The 18,783-nt window shown below is 36.9% G+C and carries 16 protein-coding genes and 1 riboswitch; of the genes, 6 read left to right on the top strand and 10 right to left on the bottom strand.

Translation table 11 applies throughout. The features are described from left to right. Positions 1-310: 310 nt before the first annotated feature. Together M1R53_RS00285 and M1R53_RS00280 are read right to left on the bottom strand one after the other, a co-directional pair. The gene (locus M1R53_RS00285) at positions 311-1,789 is read right to left on the bottom strand and encodes a C69 family dipeptidase (protein ID WP_249242654.1); all 1,479 of its coding nucleotides are present in this window, start codon (positions 1,787-1,789) and stop codon (positions 311-313) included. 339 nt (positions 1,790-2,128) lie between these two features. Next, positions 2,129-3,118 (bottom strand): PTS sugar transporter subunit IIC, encoded by a 990-nt coding sequence (locus M1R53_RS00280; RefSeq protein WP_249242653.1) that lies wholly within the window; start codon positions 3,116-3,118, stop codon positions 2,129-2,131. Positions 3,119-3,398: 280 nt separating this feature from the next. On the opposite strand from M1R53_RS00280, the gene M1R53_RS00275 reads away from it, so the two are divergent. Both M1R53_RS00275 and M1R53_RS00270 read left to right on the top strand, forming a co-directional pair. Continuing rightward, complete coding sequence (locus M1R53_RS00275; protein WP_249242652.1) at positions 3,399-4,769, top strand: cation:dicarboxylate symporter family transporter; 1,371 nt, start codon at positions 3,399-3,401, stop codon at positions 4,767-4,769. Positions 4,770-4,910: 141 nt separating this feature from the next. Beyond that, entirely contained in the window at positions 4,911-5,078 is a 168-nt protein-coding gene (locus M1R53_RS00270) for a hypothetical protein (protein WP_215492048.1), read from the top strand. A gap of 410 nt (positions 5,079-5,488) precedes the next feature. Here M1R53_RS00270 and thiT read toward each other — a convergent pair whose 3' ends face one another. The 3 genes from thiT to M1R53_RS00255 all read right to left on the bottom strand — a co-directional run bounded on the left by thiT (position 5,489) and on the right by M1R53_RS00255 (position 8,494). Continuing rightward, entirely contained in the window at positions 5,489-6,040 is a 552-nt protein-coding gene (thiT, locus tag M1R53_RS00265) for an energy-coupled thiamine transporter ThiT (RefSeq protein ID WP_249242650.1), read from the bottom strand. A 25-nt stretch (positions 6,041-6,065) separates the two neighbouring features. Beyond that, positions 6,066-6,159, bottom strand: a riboswitch (TPP riboswitch). A 360-nt stretch (positions 6,160-6,519) separates the two neighbouring features. After that, on the bottom strand, positions 6,520-7,797 hold the full coding sequence (locus tag M1R53_RS00260; RefSeq protein WP_249242649.1) for a sensor histidine kinase: 1,278 nt from the start codon (positions 7,795-7,797) through the stop codon (positions 6,520-6,522). A gap of 1 nt (position 7,798) precedes the next feature. Continuing rightward, positions 7,799-8,494: a response regulator transcription factor gene (locus tag M1R53_RS00255; protein ID WP_070600590.1), complete on the bottom strand. Its 696-nt coding sequence runs from the start codon at positions 8,492-8,494 to the stop codon at positions 7,799-7,801. 136 nt (positions 8,495-8,630) lie between these two features. Here M1R53_RS00255 and M1R53_RS00250 point away from each other — a divergent pair, with 136 nt between their 5' ends. From M1R53_RS00250 to M1R53_RS00240, 3 genes are read left to right on the top strand one after another with little or no spacing between them, the layout of a single operon-like run. Continuing rightward, complete coding sequence (locus M1R53_RS00250) at positions 8,631-9,524, top strand: ABC transporter ATP-binding protein (protein WP_249242648.1); 894 nt, start codon at positions 8,631-8,633, stop codon at positions 9,522-9,524. 1 nt (position 9,525) lies between these two features. Next, positions 9,526-10,278: a hypothetical protein gene (locus M1R53_RS00245; RefSeq protein WP_249242647.1), complete on the top strand. Its 753-nt coding sequence runs from the start codon at positions 9,526-9,528 to the stop codon at positions 10,276-10,278. Between the two features lie 8 nt (positions 10,279-10,286). After that, positions 10,287-10,991, top strand: coding sequence for an ABC transporter permease (locus M1R53_RS00240; protein ID WP_070600594.1), 705 nt, complete (start codon positions 10,287-10,289; stop codon positions 10,989-10,991). A gap of 52 nt (positions 10,992-11,043) precedes the next feature. On the opposite strand, the gene clpB is transcribed toward M1R53_RS00240, so the two are convergent. The 5 genes from clpB to M1R53_RS00215 all read right to left on the bottom strand — a co-directional run bounded on the left by clpB (position 11,044) and on the right by M1R53_RS00215 (position 17,461). Then, positions 11,044-13,623: an ATP-dependent chaperone ClpB gene (gene clpB, locus M1R53_RS00235; RefSeq protein WP_249242646.1), complete on the bottom strand. Its 2,580-nt coding sequence runs from the start codon at positions 13,621-13,623 to the stop codon at positions 11,044-11,046. 20 nt (positions 13,624-13,643) lie between these two features. Further along, positions 13,644-14,636, bottom strand: a complete 993-nt coding sequence (locus M1R53_RS00230; RefSeq protein WP_249242645.1) for a DnaJ domain-containing protein — start codon at positions 14,634-14,636, stop codon at positions 13,644-13,646. A gap of 161 nt (positions 14,637-14,797) precedes the next feature. After that, positions 14,798-15,754, bottom strand: a complete 957-nt coding sequence (locus tag M1R53_RS00225) for a sensor histidine kinase (RefSeq protein WP_249242644.1) — start codon at positions 15,752-15,754, stop codon at positions 14,798-14,800. After that, complete coding sequence (locus M1R53_RS00220; RefSeq protein ID WP_249242643.1) at positions 15,754-16,551, bottom strand: hypothetical protein; 798 nt, start codon at positions 16,549-16,551, stop codon at positions 15,754-15,756. Before M1R53_RS00220 ends, M1R53_RS00225 begins: the two co-directional genes overlap by 1 nt. Continuing rightward, positions 16,544-17,461, bottom strand: coding sequence for an ABC transporter ATP-binding protein (locus M1R53_RS00215; RefSeq protein ID WP_249242642.1), 918 nt, complete (start codon positions 17,459-17,461; stop codon positions 16,544-16,546). Before M1R53_RS00215 ends, M1R53_RS00220 begins: the two co-directional genes overlap by 8 nt. A gap of 340 nt (positions 17,462-17,801) precedes the next feature. On the opposite strand from M1R53_RS00215, the gene M1R53_RS00210 reads away from it, so the two are divergent. Then, entirely contained in the window at positions 17,802-18,707 is a 906-nt protein-coding gene (locus tag M1R53_RS00210; RefSeq protein WP_346428864.1) for a radical SAM protein, read from the top strand. Positions 18,708-18,783 lie beyond the last annotated feature (76 nt).

Raw genomic sequence — 18,783 nt, 5'->3', positions numbered from 1 at the left:
ATAATTCTAGCACTTTATAAAGACTTTGTCAATACAATGTCATTATTATGGCAATATTTATTTATTTTACTTTATCAATCTCGTACGAAGAGTAATTTTGCAAACTGCTACGAAGAATAAATTTCGCCGGAAAATTTGATGCATGGGACGAAGTCTAGGTCGAGACACGACCGATACGTACATAGACGTACGTTGAGGGAGTGTTGAGACCGTAACGAGTTCCAGGCGCAATTGAAGAACCTCACCCATCATAAAGCTAAAGCTTTAGATGGGTCCCGAGAACCTTGGTGCTTCGCACGAACAAGAAATTTTAGGCGTCGCTTCTCGAGAAACCATTCTTCATCAAGCACGAAGAAGTAAATAATACTTTATCCAAATAATCCAAAGTTTCTTTTTCTACAAAGTCTGATATTTCTTGGTTTGCTTTTTCGAAGAAGGCTTCTTTGTCCTTTGCATTAGCATATTCCTCATCAAATTTATTGATCATTTCATTCATTTTATTATTAATCTTGATTTGATAACGTTCAACGTTTGATGCGTTTTCAGCAAAGTGTGCGTCTGCAAGAGCGCCTATAATCCTATTTATCCAGTAGAAATTGTCTGTAGATGGCTTTGTAACTGCCTTTCCAACGTAGTCTGGAGTTTTGGAAACCTTTGTATAGAATGGTACTATCGCGTTGAAAACGTTAGAGCCAAGTGCTAACCAGTGAAGTGCCTTCAAATCGTCTGGCATGTAGCCTCTGACTTGTGTTAAGCCAAGAACGTTATTTCTGTTTATACCTATAGGTCTGAATATGCCTGTGTGCATTTCGTCTTTATGTTTTGCGTATGGGTCATAAGGTGTACCTTGATAATGGTTGGATAGTGCCCATTTAACTTCTTCTATAGTAATTTTCTTTTCTGGTACTAGTGCCCATGGTAAATTGTCGTCTGTTGGTCTGAAATCTGCGTCGTAGCCATCCCAGAAGAATGTTTTTGGATTGAAATAGCGTAGTAAAACCCAAGCTCTTGGTGTGTTATATGTGTGGTCTGAGTCGTCGTGTGAACCAAAGGCGTCTCTTGGGTTAAATACCTCTTCTTCACTCATTCTCTTATCTAGGTGCGCTTTTTTAACTAAATCTTTTAATGATTTTGAGCACATATATTCTTTTTCATCGCCATAAGCGTCGTCAAAATCGAATTCATCTATGCCTAATTGGTTTGGCATAATTACATAAGCATCGTCCGGAACCCTCTTTGCCATCCAGTTGTGGCCGCCAATTGTTTCAAGCCACCAAATTTCATTTTCGTCTTGGAAGGCAATACCATTCATCTCGTAAGTGCCGTATTTTTCAAGTAGTGCGCCTAATCTTCTAACGCCGTCCTTAGCGCTCTTGATGTATGGAAGTGTGATAGTAACTAGGTCTTCTTCGCCTATACCACCAAAATGCTCAGTTCCATCTTCATCTTTATGGTACTCAACAAGTGGATCAGCGCCCATAACTAACTCATTTGTTGTAAGTGTTTCAGTCGCGTTCATGGTTACGTTTTTAGCGTTAACGCCATAAGCGCCCCAAATGCCCTCTTTTGTGTCAGAGCTTGGTGAATAAGTGTAGTCCATCGGATCGTCTGGTAAATCGATCTCAACCTTTGAAATAACTGCTTTGTATTTACGTGGTTGGTCCTTTGCCTTCATCACCGCAAATCTTTTTGCGCAGAAAATACCAGATGGTGAGTCCTCATTTCTTGCGACTATAGTTGAGCCGTCGTAGCTCGCATTTTTTCCGACTAAGATTGTTGTACATGCCATAATATAAAACCTCCTCATCTTTTGCTATAAAATGCGTCCTTACGCTCATTCGCTTCTCAGCAATGCTCGAGTATCTCATATACGCTCCGCTTGCCTCGAAGCTCCATTTCGCGTAATCATCACATTTTCTTAGCAAAATATTATTATAACATTATTAATACTTAAATATACTTCATAATATAATTGCCCTTTTTGCTTTACTATGCAAAGTCATCAAATTTTTTACAAAATATATTTGTAAATATAATCTCTACGAAGTATTCTTACCCATTATAATAAAAAAGACTACACATTTTATAGTATAGTCTTTAAATATGTCTAATTGGAATAAAAAATAATTTAGCGCGAAAGTAATAAGTCGTCGTCTTTAACCCAGTTCAATTTTTTAAATAGATTATGGAATAGTAAGGATAGTACTGCTGGTAGCACTATATATGTCAAAAGAACGCCAATCATTGTCATGGTCATATCTGCGCCTTGCATTGCGTTGAAGGTTTCTAGTATTCCAACCAATCCGCTCGTTCCCATGCCAGCGCCAAGCGGAGTATTTTTTAACCCAAATACGCAGGTTGCGATGGGTCCAGTTATCATGGATGCAAGTGACGGCGCAAGCCATATCTTCCAGTTCTTTACTATGTTTGGTATTTGTAGCATGCTAGTGCCGAGTCCTTGAGCAAGCAGTCCATCGAAGCGATTCACCTTAAAACTGATCACGGCGAAACCCACCATTTGCGCGCAGCAGCCAGCAGTTGCAGCGCCTGCAGCGAGGTCACTTAGTCCAAGCATCATGCAAAGAGCCGCCGACGATATTGGTAGCGTCAAAACCATTCCAACGATTAAGGAGACTATTATACCCATAAAGAATGGTCTAAGCTTAGTCGCTTCAATGATTACATCACCAAGTCCCACCATCATCATGTTTATGGAAGGGCCAACGAATTTTGCGATGGCAAAGCCTGAAAGTATTACAGTTAGTGGTGTTGCGATGATGTCTATCATGGTTTCTTTTGAAATAAGTTTGCCAAGTTCAATCGCAACGACCGATGCGATAAGGCAGCCAACAGGTCCGCCAAGCTGGTTTCCTATGTAGCCAACCGCAAGCGATGAGAGCATAACAAGGTTTGGCGCCTTTAGTGCGACCCCTATCGCCGCGGCAATGGCTGGGCCAGTCATGTCTTTACAAAGTGGCCAAAGCTCTTCGGATAAAAATTTTAATCCAGTATGAGTGCCGATCGTGTTTAGTATGGTGCCGATCAGTAGCGATGCGAAAAGACCCATCGCCATGTTGCCAAGCACGTCAATAAGGTAGACCTTGTATGAGACGAGCACGTTTTTTCTTGTGTAAAAATTCTTTTATTTTCATTTCATCAATCTCCTTTTTGATATTATAGCACCAATATTTTTTATGTGAAGAGTTTTTTCTAGTTTTTTTATAGCTTTTCGCAAGTTGTTAATTAATAATATTATCTTTGTTAATTATGTGTTAATGTTTTAACTTTCTTGTTCCATTTGTATATAATATTTTTTAGCAAGACCATAATCTATGTGATCTCGCTTCTTGACTTTTAAGTCCAAAAGTGGTATGCTTCAAGCAAAGGAGGAAGAAAAAATGACTTTATTATTTGTATTATTAATCATAGCAATTTTTGCATGTATGCTATGGGCAATTGGCTACATGAAGAAGCTAAACCTAAGCTTCAACGCAAGAGTTTTGATAGCTTTAGCAGTCGGCATCATTTTCGGCGCACTACTACAAATTATCGTTAAAGACAAGGAAGTCCTTGGAACATCAGTATCCTGGATCTCGATAGTCGGCAGCGCCTATGTAAAACTTTTAACTATGGTAGCCTTCCCACTAATCTTCATAAGCATCGTTAAATCAGTTGCTATGCAAGAAAGCGGCATGGGCAAGAGCACATTTAGGATTATGGCTGTCTTCTTAATCACTGTATTTATCGCGGCTATGGTCTCTGGCTCATTATCAGCAGTCTTTGGACTAAACGCCGATGGACTAAACTCTGGCGAAAACGAATTGCACAGACAAGAAGTGCTTATGGAAAAGCAAGCTGATTTCAGCAAACTTCCTATGCAAGAGCAAATCGTTAATATCATACCAACAAATCCATTCTACGCACTTACTGGTCAAGGCAATAACGCAACACTTGCTGTTGTTTTCTTTGCTTTCATGATAGGTCTTGCAGCTATGCAGCTTAAAAATTATAAGAAGGACGTGGCAGATAGGTTCATTCAAGGGGTACAGGACATTTCCGATGTCATCATGCACCTTGTTAGAATCATAATTAGACTAACACCATACGGCGTATTAGCTCTAATGATCAAGATCACTGCAACATCTGATTGGCAAGCTATACTAAAGCTTGTAAACTTCATACTAATCAGCTACGCAGCAATGATAATCATGGTTATAGTTCATATGCTATATCTATTAACAGCTGGATTAAATCCATTCACATTCTATAGAAAATCTATGAGTAATCTATTATTTGCCTTTACATCAAGATCATCTGCAGCTACACTACCTATTACCATAAACAATGCAGAAAATAACTTAGGTGTGCCAGAGGGCATAGCAAACTTAGCATCGACACTTGGTACAAGCGTGGGCCAAAACGGTTGCGCCGGAGTCTTCCCAGCTATGGTTGCTGTTATGATTGCACCGACTATGGGTATAAATCCATTGTCAATAGCTTTTCTTGTTGAAGTAGCATTATTATGCGTACTAGCAAGCTTCGGTACTGTAGGCGTAGGTGGTGGAGCGACTTTCACTGCCATAGTTGTTTTAAGTGCACTAAACTTCCCAGTTGGCTTAGTTGGTCTACTAATTTCAGTTGAACCAATCATAGACATGGGTAGAACTGCTCTAAACATCTCAGACTCACTACTTGCTGGGGTTATAGCTGCGAAGAGAACTGGTGTATTGAACGAAGAAATTTATAACAGAAAAGAAATTGTGGACTAAACTCTATTAAAGGAGGTTACAATTATGAAGATTATTCTTGAAGATAGTTTTAAGAGCGCTCTTAAGAGCGAAGGAAAAAACACTGTAACGATTGATTTATCGGGCTGCTCCGAATGAGGTGCAGGTGAAGTAACACCAATCGTGAAATTGGAAGAACCTAGTAATAAAGATGATTACGATCTTTATGAAGTGGATGGATTCAAGGTTTACGTCTTCGTTGCTGTTAGGGCGATGGATGATACGCTAACTTTGAAATTCAAGAAAATATTGTTTAAAAAGTTATACCTTGTTGAAGGTGTAATTAAATAAGAGATGGGCAGGTGCTTGAGATATTTATCTAGCACCTGTCTTTTTTATATGTAAATGGATTTGTTTTGATTTATAAGAATAGTTTTTGGATGATCTCTTAACGAAAAGTGTATTACACATCGAAAAGTGTTTTCATTTATCGTCACAAAACAATTGCCCTTGTCAATGAGCCTGCACAAACAGATTTTGCTGGAAAAATTGATGGATAAGGCGTAGCATAACGAACGACCGACTGAGGTGTACTAAAGGTACTCCGCAAGGAGGAAGTAAGCGCGCGAGCCTTAGGCGCAATTTTAACGCAAAATCAAAAATCAAAAAAGAAAAGGCTATTGTAAGCAAACTCACAATAGCCAATGCAAAAGATATAATTTTAATTTTTGCGAATAAAAATTATTTTAATTCAATAAATCCTATCTACTTTTATCCAATCCGTATAAAAGAACATTTTTCGCTAAAATTAAGATAATTACAAAAGCAATAACCGCTTCCACTCCCAAGAAAGTACCATTATAAATAACTGAGTACATAAGTGGGCCGTGGCCTGATCCTTCTGCATATTCTGCAAAGAAGATGTAGCCTGATAAAACGTGGCAGATGAATCTACCTAGAACGCCGACTATAACAGCAACTGGTACGTAGAAAGATTTTCCTTCGCTAACAATTTGTTTAGAGAAGCATCCAGCAAGTCCAAGTAAGCCAAATGCTAGTGGATAATCAAGTATAGCTTGGATAGGTGTGTAGATGTAGCCGCCTAAAAGCATGTCTAGAACGCCATAAACAGCGCCAACAACTATACCATAGCCAGCACCATGTCTTATTGCAAAGAATAAAAGTGGAATCATTTGTCCAAGAGTGATTGAGCCGCCTTGAGGCATTTCAAAAATCTTGAATCTACCAAGAACTATTGACAAAGCAATCATAACAGCTGCTTCAGTCAATATTTTTGTACTAAATTTTTTCATAAAAAAACCCCCTAATGATGTCACTAGGAGTTTTCTCGCACTTGCCTACGCTGGTACTAACCAGATCAGGTCATAAGGGTCGATAAATCTCTCAGCCAATGGCTCCCCTAGTGATAAATATTAATTATTACAATGATGATTGTAGCACAAGAAAAATAATTTGTCAAGGAAATGCACGAATTTATTTATAAATTATGTTTATTATTAAAAATTTTGGGTATATATAATTGAACGATTTATCACGCTCAAGTGATTCCTAAGCACCTTAAGGAGGTTTACATATGGATAATTATTTAATTTTAAAAGCCGTGGGACTAATTATTGGCCTTGCAATAATTTATTTTCTTCTAAGGAGCTATAAAAAAGTTCAAAGGAAACATTAATTATAATTTGATGAAAATATTTTTTCATTTTGAAATATCTCCTTCAAAAAGAGCCTGTACATTTTTTGTACAAGCTCTTTTCCTTTTTTATTGACTTTATTTATCAAAGATAAATGATACTTCCAAACCTGAGTTTTTATTTTTTATAATAAATTTCGCGTCGTGTAGCTCAGCTATTTGCTTAGAAATAAAGAGACCTAAGCCATGTTTTGTAATATTTGTCAAATCTTCTTGGTTAATTCTCTTGATAATATCTTCACTTACGCCACTGCCTTCGTCCGATATAGTGATACTTATCACGTCTTCACCCTCTCCAAGCGTAACTTTAATTTTGCCAGATGTATAATTAAGTGCATTTTTCAAGATATTTTCAAGCATTCTGTAAAATAAATTCTCATCCATCTTAATTTTCGTATCTGTTTTAATATTATTTTCAAAAATAATTTCTCGCTCTGAATTTTCATTTAGTTTATCAACTATAAGTTTTCTGATTATTTTTAATGGGTTTTCACTAGTAATATTCTCTTTATCAATGCTAGAGAGCGATATAGTAAGGTTTAGCCCCTCTAAGATGTTTGAAATTTTCAAAACCTCGTCCTGTATAAGTTTTTTATCTGGATTTTCTTTGTTTACTTCCCAAGAAATTTTTGCAAGCGGCGTCCTCACATCATGGCTCACGCCTCTAATCCACTTGCCTTGAGACTTTTTTAGCTCCCTGTATTTTTCATTCGCCTCGTTTATGGTTTTCGTCAAATCTTTCAAGTCGCCGTATTCATCGAGCTTTTCGTAGTCATCCTCATACAGCTTATCTATGGCACTTTGCAGTGGGAGTATATTTTTAAGGATATTTTTAATATCTATCTTATAAAATACATAGACAAATAATAAGAATAAAATTAAAAATGCCAAAACAAGTATTATATTGAAAATAAATTTGCTGTAACTATAGTAATTCGAAGGCAATTTGTCCAAGGAGTGCTTTGGATAAGCAAAGACAATTAGGCCATCGTCTAAAACGTAGGTAAATACAGGGTAATCAGCTAAGTAGTATCTCGCAAATCTCGCCACATCTCTTATATCAAAGTTCTTCTTAAGCTCTTTTGGCTTATTAAAGCTCTCTATAAGATTTCCCTCTTTGTCAAGTCTTATAGCCCAAATATCTTTTTCTTGTAAAAATGCTGTATTTTTCTCGTTTAGATAAGTATCCGTTTTATTTTCATTCACATAGGAGTAAATATAATTGGGGTTTGGATATTTATTATTTAATCTATAGTTTAAGTATAAAAATATCATAAGTAGTAATAATAGAAAAAACAATAAACTTAGTATTCTGATGACAATTTTTTTAAATCTTTTTAATATATAATTAAACATTTTAATCCTCTTTAATTAGTTTGTAGCCAAGACCCTTTATTGTGATCAAAATCTTGGGATTTCTTGGATCATCCTCAAGCTTTTCTCTGAGCCTGTATATATGCGTTATCAAGGTGTTTTCGTAACCATAAGAGTCTTCCCAAATATTATCTAAAATTCGGTCAATTGAAACTATTGTATTTATATTTTGGGATAAATAATCCAAAATTTTAAATTGCTTTGCTGTTAAGGGAATTTCTTCGCCGCCCTTTTCAAGTATGCCTCTTGATTTATCAAAAACTACTTTACCTAAATTTATTTTCTCGTCGCTTTTAATTTTTTTAATTCTTCTTAAAACTGCATCAATCCTCCAAAGCAGCTCATCTGGGAAGAAAGGCTTAACAAGGTAGTCGTCCGCCTTATTCTCAAAGCCTTCTCTTCTGTCGTCTATGCCATCAAGTGCTGAAAGTATGATAACCGCTAAATTAGATGTGCTTCTTATCTCCTTTAATAAATCAAAGCCACTGCCATCTGGAAGCATTAAGTCTAAAACCACCAAATCGATTTTATAATTTTCTAATTTAAATCTGGACTCCTTCAAGTTTTTGGCAGTATAAACCTCTTTAAAGCCTTTATCTTTCAAAAAATTATATAAATTTTCTAATAAACTTTTTTCATCATCGACTAACAATATACTAAAATTACTTCTAAAATCCATTGCCCCACCTCATTAAGATTATTATACAACATTTTTTTAATATATTTAGCTTTATTTGAATTTGTTATCTAAAAGTGAGCTTGTGTAAACTTTATATTTATCTATGCGTGCTATTATAATTTTAGGAGGAATGATTATGAAAAAAATACTTGAAGTAAAAAATTTAAAAAAATCTTACAACAAAAAATTGGTCCTAGACATTGATTCTTTGGAAATCGAAGAAGGCTCTATCTATGGCCTTATCGGTAAGAATGGCGCCGGCAAGTCAACTCTTATGAAGATTGTACTTGGTCTTGTGAAAAAAGACGCTGGCACAGTTAAAGTCTTCGATCAAGAGGTAAACGCCAAAAACCAAAAGGATTTTAATAAAAATCTTGGCGCTCTTATTGAAAATCCATCATTTTACGAGCACCTAAGTGGCTACGAAAACCTTGAGATAGTCGCAAGCCTAAAAGGAATTAAAAAAGAGAGCATCAATAAAACTTTAGATCTAGTAGGCCTTAACAATGTAGGTAAGAAAAAGGCTAGGAACTACTCCCTAGGCATGAAGCAAAGGCTCGGCATAGCCATGGCGCTGATGGGCAGCCCAAAACTATTAATATTAGACGAGCCAATCAACGGCCTAGACCCTCAAGGTATTGAGGAGATGAGAAATTTATTTAAAAACATCGTGAAAAACACATCTACCAGCATACTTATCTCTTCGCACATACTTGATGAAATCGAAAAAATTTCCACTCACATAGGTATACTTAAAGAGGGTAACTTGACTTACAATGGCAGTTTGGACGAATACAGAAGGCTTCATCCGCCATATATATCAATGATTACTTCTGATAATGACAAGGCTAGAGAACTTTTAGACCTTGACATAGACTGCATAAATGAGAAAAAGATAATTTTAGGTAAAAAATCTAACCAAGATATTGCAGATATAGTTAATTTTTTAACAGGAAAAGTTGATATATACAGGATAGAGGAAGAAAAAGAAAGTCTAGAAAAGCTATTTATTGAAGAAAGCAGGTCTTAAGATGAAAAATTTAGAGAGGAAAAAATATAAAAGACTTGGAATAAATTTCTTAATAATAGTTGTTTTTATCGCTCAAATGCTGATGGTAGCAGGCGTTAGCCACTCGAAATCGTTTGCAGAAGGTGCCTATCCACTTGCCTACATCCTAGACACTTATTTATTTATATCACTACTGATAAACCCAATACTGATCTCGTCCCTTGTGAAAAAAGTTATAGAGATTGAAGAAAAAAATAATATGTGGAAAATTCAAATTATGCTCGGAGAGAAAGTTAACCATATACTTATAAATAAATTTAAAAATTTATCCATAAAATTAGTTTTGCTGCAAGCGCTTGAAGCTCTATTCTTTATCTTGCTCGCAAGAAAATCAGTAAACTTCAATATGAACAGCGAAATGCTCCTAAGATTTCTACTGGTAAACTTATCAGCACTGATAATAAATTTATTTTTCTTGGGATTTTTCATGATAGTGGAGATGAAATCGAAAAAAGTCTACACCCTTTCATTTATCTCAATCATAGGCGGTCTTACAGGTATCATCACCATGCTAACATCTAAAGTGCTTTCATTTATCAACCCATTTGCTTGGATGGCATCTCTTTTGAATGTTTCTTATGTGATAGAAAACCAAAACTTTGTTCAAGTGCTAAACCCAATAAATTTCTACACCATAATCATTGCCTTTGCATTTTTAGTGCTTATGATAATTTATATAAAGACAATGAAATCATATAATTTATGGAAGGACTAGGAGGAAAAATGTTAAAATTAGAATTAAAAAAGATAAAATTTATAAATATTTTGCTAGTAAGTCTCATAATACCCTTATTAGCTAACGCCTTTGGGCTTATAAACTACATGGGTAACAAGGCTTCACTAACGCACGAGTGGCAAAGTCTGTGGGCTCAAGTGAGTTTATTCTACTTCTCCTTCTTCTATATACCTTTAATTGCAATCGTTGTAGCAAGTTTGTGGTCAGTTGAGCACAAGGCGGGACTTAAATTCATAAGACTGAGTCCAAAAAAGAATATGTCCTTTGTATTAGCAAAGACGATTTTAGCTTTCATCATAGTAAGTTTATGCCAAATATATTTTTTCTTCTTATTTTATATAGGAGGAAAATTTATAGCAAATTTCTCTAGTATAAACTTTAGCATATATTTTTACTATATAATGATGAGCATAATATTATCACTTCCAATAATCGCAATATTCAGCGCACTTGCCATAAGGATAAAGTCCTTCGGCATCATAGTGCTTCTATCTAGCATATTTACTATACTTGGTTTGGGAACTGCGTATAGGGCATTAAAAATAGTTGGACTAAGCTTTTTGGCGATTGAGTCAAACAACTTAAGATTTATAAATCTTCACGATTTAAGCTTATTAGCTTTTTTTGCAGCGGTGGAGATCTTAATATCCTTGTATCTTTCTAAGAGATTTTTAAAATATGAAAGCAAGTAAACACAAAAAGAGCCTGTACATTTTTGTACAAGCTCTTTTTCTTATGCAAATATTAATTTTTCTTTACTGTAATATCTTTTCCGTCGTAGTCCATGACAATGTTTTCGCCGTCAAGCACTTCTCCAGCTATAATCATTCTAGAAAGTTTTGTCTCAACTGTTCTTTGAATGAATCTCTTAACTGGTCTTGCGCCAAAGGCTGATGAGTAGCTTTCTTTAAGGATGTACTCCTTCAAAGCTTCTGTCATCTTTAATGTGATGGATCTTGCTTCAAGTTTAACTCTGATCTTGTCAACTTCTTTTTCGATTATGTCAAAGATTTCTGCCTTCATAAGCGGCTTAAACATAACGATCTCGTCGATTCTGTTTAAAAATTCTGGTCTGAATGCGGCCTTCATCTCGTCATTAACTTTTTCTCTTGTTTCGTCTGTAATCTTGCCGTCTTCGCTAATGCCTTCAAGTATGTCTGGCGAACCGATGTTACTTGTCATGATGATGATGGTGTTCTTGAAATCGACTGTTCTTCCTTGATTGTCAGTTAATCTACCATCGTCCAAGACTTGTAGGAGTATGTTAAATACATCTGGGTGAGCCTTTTCTATCTCGTCGAATAATACTACTGAATATGGTTTTCTTCTTACTTTTTCAGTAAGTTCGCCTCCTTCTTCGTAGCCTACGTATCCTGGAGGTGCGCCTATTAACCTAGATACAGCGAATTTTTCCATATATTCACTCATATCAATTCTAATCATATTCTTTTCATCGTCGAATAAATCTTGTGTCAAGGCCTTTGTTAATTCTGTCTTACCTACACCAGTTGGTCCTAAGAATATAAAGGAGCCAATAGGTCTGTTCGGATCAGATAGTCCCGCTCTATTTCTGATGATGGCGTTTGATACGGCTTCTATCGCCTCATCTTGACCAACTACTCTTTGGTGAAGTATCTCGTCAAGCTTTAAGAGTTTTTCCTTTTCGCTCTCTTCAAGCTTAGAAACAGGTATGCCAGTCCACTTTGATACAACGTCTCTGATCTCGTTTTCAGTAACTTCAAGCTTTAGATACTTTTGCTTTTCATTGACATTTTCGTTCTTTTCCTTAAGTTCTGCCTCAAGTTTCGCAAGTGTACCATATTTAAGCTCGGAAAGTTTTTCCAAATTGTACTCTCTTTGAGCCTTTTCTATCTCGTATTTTGTCTCATCTATCTTCTTCTTAAGCTCTTTAACGTCTTCTATCCTGTCCTTTTCCTCTTGCCATTTCTTTAGACTAACATCGTATTCCTCTTGAAGTGCTTGCAAATCCTTGTTAAGCTCTTCAAGTCTCTTCATGCTGCGCTCGTCGTCCTCTTTCTTAAGTGCCTCTCTCTCGATCTCAAGCTGCATAATAAGCCTTCTCTTCGAGTCAAGCTCCTCTGGCATCGAGTCAATCTCAGTTCTAATCATCGCCGAGGCCTCATCCATTAGATCGATGGCCTTGTCTGGTAAATATCTGTCGGTGATGTATCTATCTGAAAGTACTGCGGCAGCTATAACAGCGGGGTCAGAAATTCTGATTCCGTGATAAACTTCGTACTTTTCCTTCAAACCTCTCAAGATGCTGATGGTGTCTTCAACAGATGGTTCAGTCACCATAACTTTTTGGAATCTTCTTTCAAGCGCTTTATCTTTTTCAATATATTTTCTGTATTCGTCAATAGTTGTCGCACCAATGGTTCTCAAGACGCCTCTTGCAAGTAAAGGTTTTAGAAGGTTTCCAGCGTCCATAGAGCCTTCAGTTCTGCCAGCGCCGACGATGTTGTGAATTTCGTCGATGAATAATATAATCCTTCCTTCAGATTTTTCGACTTCTTTTAAAACTGCCTTTAATCTCTCTTCAAACTCGCCTCTGTACTTAGCTCCAGCGATTAGTGCGCCCATGTCAAGCTCGAAAATTGTCTTGTCTTTCAAATTTTCTGGCACGTCGCCCTTAACTATCCTTTGCGCTAAGCCTTCGACTATGGCTGTCTTACCAACGCCTGGGTCGCCGATTAAGCAAGGATTGTTCTTTGTTCTTCTCGAAAGAATCATAAGAACGTTTCTGATCTCATCGTCACGGCCTATAATTGGGTCCATATTGCCCTTCCTTGCGTATTCCACAAGGTCTCTGCCGTATTTTTCAAGCGCTTGATAACGCATCTCAGGGTTATCACTCGTTACATTTTGATTGCCACGAAAGCCCTTCAAAGTATCTAAGAATGCCGCTCTCGTTATATTATATTTCTTGAAAATGGCATCGATGTTCGCATTTTTCACTTCCATAATTCCTAAGAATAAATGTTCAACGCTTAGGTACTCATCTTGAAAGTTTTTCATCTCATTTTCTGCTAGTTCCAAAACTTTGTTGTATTCAGCTGAAGTGTAAATGTTTGAACCGCTTTGCTTAGGGAAATTGTTAATGATGCCTTGGACATCCATAAGCATGCCGTCCACATTTACGCCCATCGCCTCAACTGTAGTTCTGATAAGGCCTTCCTTGTCTTCAAGTAGTGCCTTTAGTAGGTGCGCAGGCCTTATCTCAGGATTGCCGAGTGACCTCGCAGCCTCGTTCGAATTATTTATCGCCTCAATTGTTTTTTTCGTTAATTTATCCATGTTCATAATATCACCTTCTATTATATTTATTTATATTTTTCTTCTAATTCTCTGTATAATTTTTCGCTTTCCTCATCAAGTTTTGGGTTCACCATATTAAATCTGATATATAAATCGCCTGTTGCGCCCTTCATATCAGTAAAGCCCTTGCCCTTGATCCTCATAAGCTTGCTTACGTCGTAGCCCTTTGGCACCTTGATCTTGATCTTCTTGTCAAAGACTTCGACCACTCTTTCGCAGCCGAAATACGCGCCCCAAGGGTAGATGTCGACGCTAGTTTTGATGTCAAGGCCGTCAAGTTCGTAGCGGCTGTCCTTCAAGAATTGAATTTTGAAATAGATGTCGCCACTTACGCCCCATTTTTCGCCAGCCACTTTTATGGACTTGCCAGCTGTAATTCCTTTTGGTATATTAAGATTTATGCTAATGTTTTTGCCGTCCACATTAAGTGAAACTGACCTTTTTGAGCCCTTATAAGCTTCATCAAGCGTGATATATAGCTCAGTATTGTACCTTTGTCTCTCTTTTTTTGCCTTTCCTCTAAATAAGTCATTTATATTAAAGCCCGATTTTTTATTAGATTGCGCTTTTCCGCCAAAAATGTCATTTATATTAAAGCCTGATCCTTTTCCTGAAGCTGATTGAGAATCGCCACCAAAGAACATATTAAAGAAGTCGGAGAAGTCGCCACCAGAGCCGTTTGTTTCGTATCTGTAATAAGTGCCGCCATTACCATTAGCACCGCCAAAGCCGCCAAACCCAAAATCGTTCGGGTTAAAGTTTTGTCCGCCTCTAAAGTCATAGTTAGAGCCGAAAGCGTCGTACTTTTGTCTCTTGTCTTTGTCAGAGAGAACCTCGTAAGCCTCATTTATTTCCTTAAATTTTTCTTCGTTCGCCTTGTCACCTTGATGCAAATCAGGGTGATACTTTTTGGCAAGCGTCCTAAAAGCCTTCTTAATCTCAGCATCAGAGGCCTTTTTATCGACACCTAATATCTTATAATAATCTTTATACTCCATAATATCACTTCCTTTGACTATCTCTGACTTATTTATACCCAGTAAATGAAAATATAAACATATTTTTTATTTTTCTATGAAAATAGTAAAAAATCGCGAAAAAAGAAGCGATGATAATTAAATATCATTCGCTTCAATGAGTTTTATTATAAATTTATTTTTTATTTGTTTAAGGCCTTGCCTTTGATTGTAATTGTAAAAATATCATCTTCGTATGAGACTGTTGCTTCTAGTCCCATCAATTCACATAAATTCTCCACAATATTCAGTCCCAATCCGCTCGACGCATCATTCTTCGACTTATCTATAGTGTAGTTCCTTTCGAAAACTCTCTCTATACTGTCATCCGTTTCAATCTGAGCAAGATTAGAAAATTTGAGCTCGAAGTAGCCATCTTTCAGCTTTAGCTCAATCTTGTCCTCGCCTTCGGAGTACTTCATCATATTTGAAATCAAATTGTCGACAACTATCTTAAGATTCTTCTCGTCTTGGAAGCACCTCACTCTATCAAGCTCTACATCAATCATCTGTCCTTTGGCAATGTAGTAGTCGTAGTAATTCACTATCTCTTCCTTGATAAAGTCATCGAGATTAAAGACCCTCTTGTCAATCTTGTAGGACTTCGACACAAGCCTTGAAAAATCATAAAAACCGTCGATGAGACCCTTTAACTCCTCGGCCTTTTTCTTGATTATCTCAAGGTACTTCTCGTCCCTAGTCTTCTCGTAGACATCGATGTAGCCCATGATGGACGTAAGAGGCGTTCTAAAATCGTGCGAGATGTTTGTAATCATCAGGTTTTGGTTCTCAATCGAAGCGTTGTACTTTTGACCCATGGTGTTCTTTGAGTCAATGATCGCTTCAATTATCTTGCAGATCTCATTCAATTCACCCGTGTAAGAATAGCTTTGCAAAGCGACCTTAATCTCGCTTGCTTCCTTGTCCTCAAGGTTTTCGCGAAACTCCCTAAGCTCTTTTCTTGATAGGTATATGGTGTAAGAAAGATATGCCACAAGAGCTAAAAGCACAATAACAACAGTCATCAAATCTAAACCAAGAGCGGCTACTAAAAAAATTAGCGCCGCTGTTATAATTATGGCAGGAAATATCCTTTTCATTAAAATTCTCTTTTTCTACCTACAAAGTAGATGCCAGCCCAAACAAGAGCTATCCAGCCAAGCATGATGCAAAGCATAGTGTTAACATTTAAAACATTATTTGTATAAGTAATACCACGCAAAAAGTCAAATCCGTAGCTACCCATCATTGAAGCTATAGATTGAGTTATTTTCGATGGTGATAAGAATATTAAACTTTGAGGCAATTCAAACTTACCTATAACTATTAAAAGTACTGGTGTGAAGATCGCCATGGCAACATAAGTGATGGCGATGGCTGATGATCTGTGTCTTGTAAGTATTTGGAAGAACAAGACTAGGGACACGTAAAACCATAGACATGGTAGTAGATATACAAAGCCTATAAGGAAGTTCTTCATCAAATCTGCATATGATGCGGTACTGATAGGTGCGATAAGTGCGCCGCCGCCTATAAGTATAGTTAACATAATTATCATGTAAACTAAGATATATAGGAAGGAAATAATTGCGTTTGCTAGGTAAATCTTCATCCTTGATTGACCAAGAGCTAAGTTGTTGTTGATGGCACCTGATGCATATGGTTCAAGCGCTGTAAGGTTTACCATTAGAGGTATAAGTATGGATGCTATAGACATTATTTGACCTAAAGTAAAGAACATCATTGTAAGGTCCTTGTCTACATCAAATCTGCTCTTTTGAAATCCTGCGAAGACGGATAAGACAAAGGCACACATCACAAAACCGAAGATGTATAGACCCACATTGTACTTTCTCCTACTAATTCTAAAAAATTCTGCTTTAATAAAATTAAACATCTCTTCTACCTCCTACTAAGCTTAAGAAATATGATTCAAACTCTTCCTTAGTTTGATTTATGTCGATGATTTCAACGCCAGCTGCTTCAAAAGCCTTGAATATAGCGCTCGATGAAACATTATCATAGATGGCTATAACATTATCAGCTAAAACCTTGTAATTATGAAGCTTCATGTCCTCTTCCAAAACTATAGTAGCCTTGGCAGCGTCGTCAACCTTGATCTTTGTCGATGATTTAAGCTTTTCATCAAGCTCCGCCTTAGTAATCTCTTGGATCAGTCTACCATTGTCAATGAAGCCGTACTTAGTAGCAACCATGTTAAGCTCGCTTAGAATGTGGCTCGAGATCATGACAGTAGTCTTTCTCTCTTGATTAACAAGCTTGATAAGGTCCCTAATCTCCTTGATACCGATAGGGTCAAGACCATTGATCGGTTCGTCTAGTATAAGAAAGACCGGGTCATCGATAAGCGCGATACCGATGGCAAGCCTTTGCTGCATACCTAGTGAGAAGTTCTTCGCCTTCTTATTCTTAGTATTTTCAAGGCCGATAAGCTCCAAAGTTTCATTTACCTTCGTCTTTCTGTCCTTGATGTCCCTGTTGATCGCGATGTACTCAAGATTGTCCCTTGCGCTAAGCGTTGGAATGAAGTAAGGCCTATTTATTAGAGCACCTGTCCTTCTCCTCGCTATGTTAATATTTGCGCCCGCATCGCCAAGAAGCTCGATAGAACCACTTGTTTGGTAGCTAAGGCCAGTTATGATTTTAAGTAAAGTAGATTTACCAGCGCCGTTCTTGCCGACAAGGCCATAGATCTCGCCTTCATTTACACACATGTTAACGTCCTTTAGTGCGTAGAAAGAGCCGTAAACCTTGCTTACAGAATTTACCTTTAAAATTTCTTTCATAGTTTTCACTCCTTTTTTATCTTTATGAGTTAATTATAATACACAAATCTTAATTATTTCTTAATTAAACCTTAAGAATCTCTTAAGTTTTCTTAAGAATTAATTAAGATTTCACTTTTGCATTCGATTTGTGAAAAACCTATTGTATATTGAAATAAAATTTTACATCTGATAAAATAATACTTAAAGATAAGTTCAAAGAATATAAAACTTGACAAAAAATATTAAGCAGGCTATAATTATCTTACAAGGAAAGCAAGCGAGGTTTTCGCTTATATTAGGCCTAGCATTTAATGTTAGGCTTTTTATTTGATATATATAAATCAAGAGGTGATATATAATGGAAGGCTTTTATCCAATCTACATGTACACGCCGATGCCCGAGATGCACAATGTGATGGTGCCCGTGACATCTGGCTGTTCCTACCAAAAATGCCTCTACTGCGATCTGAATTTTAGGCAAAAATTTCACATTTTTAAGCTGAACGAAATCGAGGAGTATTTGTGCAGCGAAAAAACTAAATATGACAATATGAGACGCAGCCCCAAGAAATTTACACTGCTTGAGGGGAACCCCTTATGCGTAAAAGCCTCTTTCCTTGAAGATGTTTTCAATCTTATACACAAATATTTTGAAGTCCAGTACATATCGATGTTTGCGCGCGCAAGTGACGTTCTTCGTAAAACTGATAAGGAGCTGCTTAGGCTTAAAGCTATGGGTATGGATAGGCTATGCTTGGGTCTTGAGAGCGGTTCGGACGAAGTTTTGAGCTTTCACAAAAAAGGTCACGGCGTTTCGGATAGCCTAAGAGCCTGCAAAAAGCTTGAAAGGCTTGGAATTAATTACTCCGTATACATAATGCTAGGCCTCGGTGGCAAAGAGATGACTATGGCTCATAGAATTGAGACAGCAAAATTATTAAACGAGATAAAGCCATTCGAAATAGTTTTCGTGACGACTGTAATTTTCAAGCGTGCGCCACTTAAGGACATAGTTCGCGCGAAAGAATTTACAAGGCTGCGGGTAAAAGAAGTTTTAGACGAAGAAATCTATATACTAGAAAATCTTGAGACGAATACGGTTATCAAGGCAACGCACAAAACCAATCCACTGCCTTTACTTGCGAAATTCCCAGAGGGTAAAGCGGATATGATAAGAAAACTAAAAGAGTATATAGATAATAATACTGAGAAAGAACTAAGACGAATGGAAATGAAGAAGTGGCAAATATGGAGTAAGGAATAAAATTTTAAAGAATAGGATTTCGCATTCAATCGGCGCCTTGAACTCATTCGCTTCTCAGCAATGCTCGAGTACCATC

The organism is Fenollaria massiliensis (assembly GCF_023347705.1).
Taxonomy (GTDB): Bacteria; Bacillota; Clostridia; order Tissierellales; family Peptoniphilaceae; genus Fenollaria; species Fenollaria massiliensis.
Note: the sequence above shows the minus strand (reverse complement) of the source record. Positions and strands in the feature narration are given on the sequence as shown.

What these genes read in the sequence shown, in the direction of transcription:
- M1R53_RS00285 (WP_249242654.1), bottom strand. Translation starts at nt 1,789, where the DNA reads ATGGCATGTACAACAATCTTAGTCGGAAAAAATGCGAGCTACGACGGC.
- M1R53_RS00275 (WP_249242652.1), top strand. Translation starts at nt 3,399, where the DNA reads ATGACTTTATTATTTGTATTATTAATCATAGCAATTTTTGCATGTATG.
- thiT (WP_249242650.1), bottom strand. Translation starts at nt 6,040, where the DNA reads ATGAAAAAATTTAGTACAAAAATATTGACTGAAGCAGCTGTTATGATT.
- M1R53_RS00260 (WP_249242649.1), bottom strand. Translation starts at nt 7,797, where the DNA reads ATGTTTAATTATATATTAAAAAGATTTAAAAAAATTGTCATCAGAATA.
- M1R53_RS00255 (WP_070600590.1), bottom strand. Translation starts at nt 8,494, where the DNA reads ATGGATTTTAGAAGTAATTTTAGTATATTGTTAGTCGATGATGAAAAA.
- M1R53_RS00250 (WP_249242648.1), top strand. Translation starts at nt 8,631, where the DNA reads ATGAAAAAAATACTTGAAGTAAAAAATTTAAAAAAATCTTACAACAAA.
- M1R53_RS00245 (WP_249242647.1), top strand. Translation starts at nt 9,526, where the DNA reads ATGAAAAATTTAGAGAGGAAAAAATATAAAAGACTTGGAATAAATTTC.
- M1R53_RS00240 (WP_070600594.1), top strand. Translation starts at nt 10,287, where the DNA reads ATGTTAAAATTAGAATTAAAAAAGATAAAATTTATAAATATTTTGCTA.
- clpB (WP_249242646.1), bottom strand. Translation starts at nt 13,623, where the DNA reads ATGAACATGGATAAATTAACGAAAAAAACAATTGAGGCGATAAATAAT.
- M1R53_RS00230 (WP_249242645.1), bottom strand. Translation starts at nt 14,636, where the DNA reads ATGGAGTATAAAGATTATTATAAGATATTAGGTGTCGATAAAAAGGCC.
- M1R53_RS00225 (WP_249242644.1), bottom strand. Translation starts at nt 15,754, where the DNA reads ATGAAAAGGATATTTCCTGCCATAATTATAACAGCGGCGCTAATTTTT.
- M1R53_RS00220 (WP_249242643.1), bottom strand. Translation starts at nt 16,551, where the DNA reads ATGTTTAATTTTATTAAAGCAGAATTTTTTAGAATTAGTAGGAGAAAG.
- M1R53_RS00215 (WP_249242642.1), bottom strand. Translation starts at nt 17,461, where the DNA reads ATGAAAGAAATTTTAAAGGTAAATTCTGTAAGCAAGGTTTACGGCTCT.
- M1R53_RS00210 (WP_346428864.1), top strand. Translation starts at nt 17,802, where the DNA reads ATGGAAGGCTTTTATCCAATCTACATGTACACGCCGATGCCCGAGATG.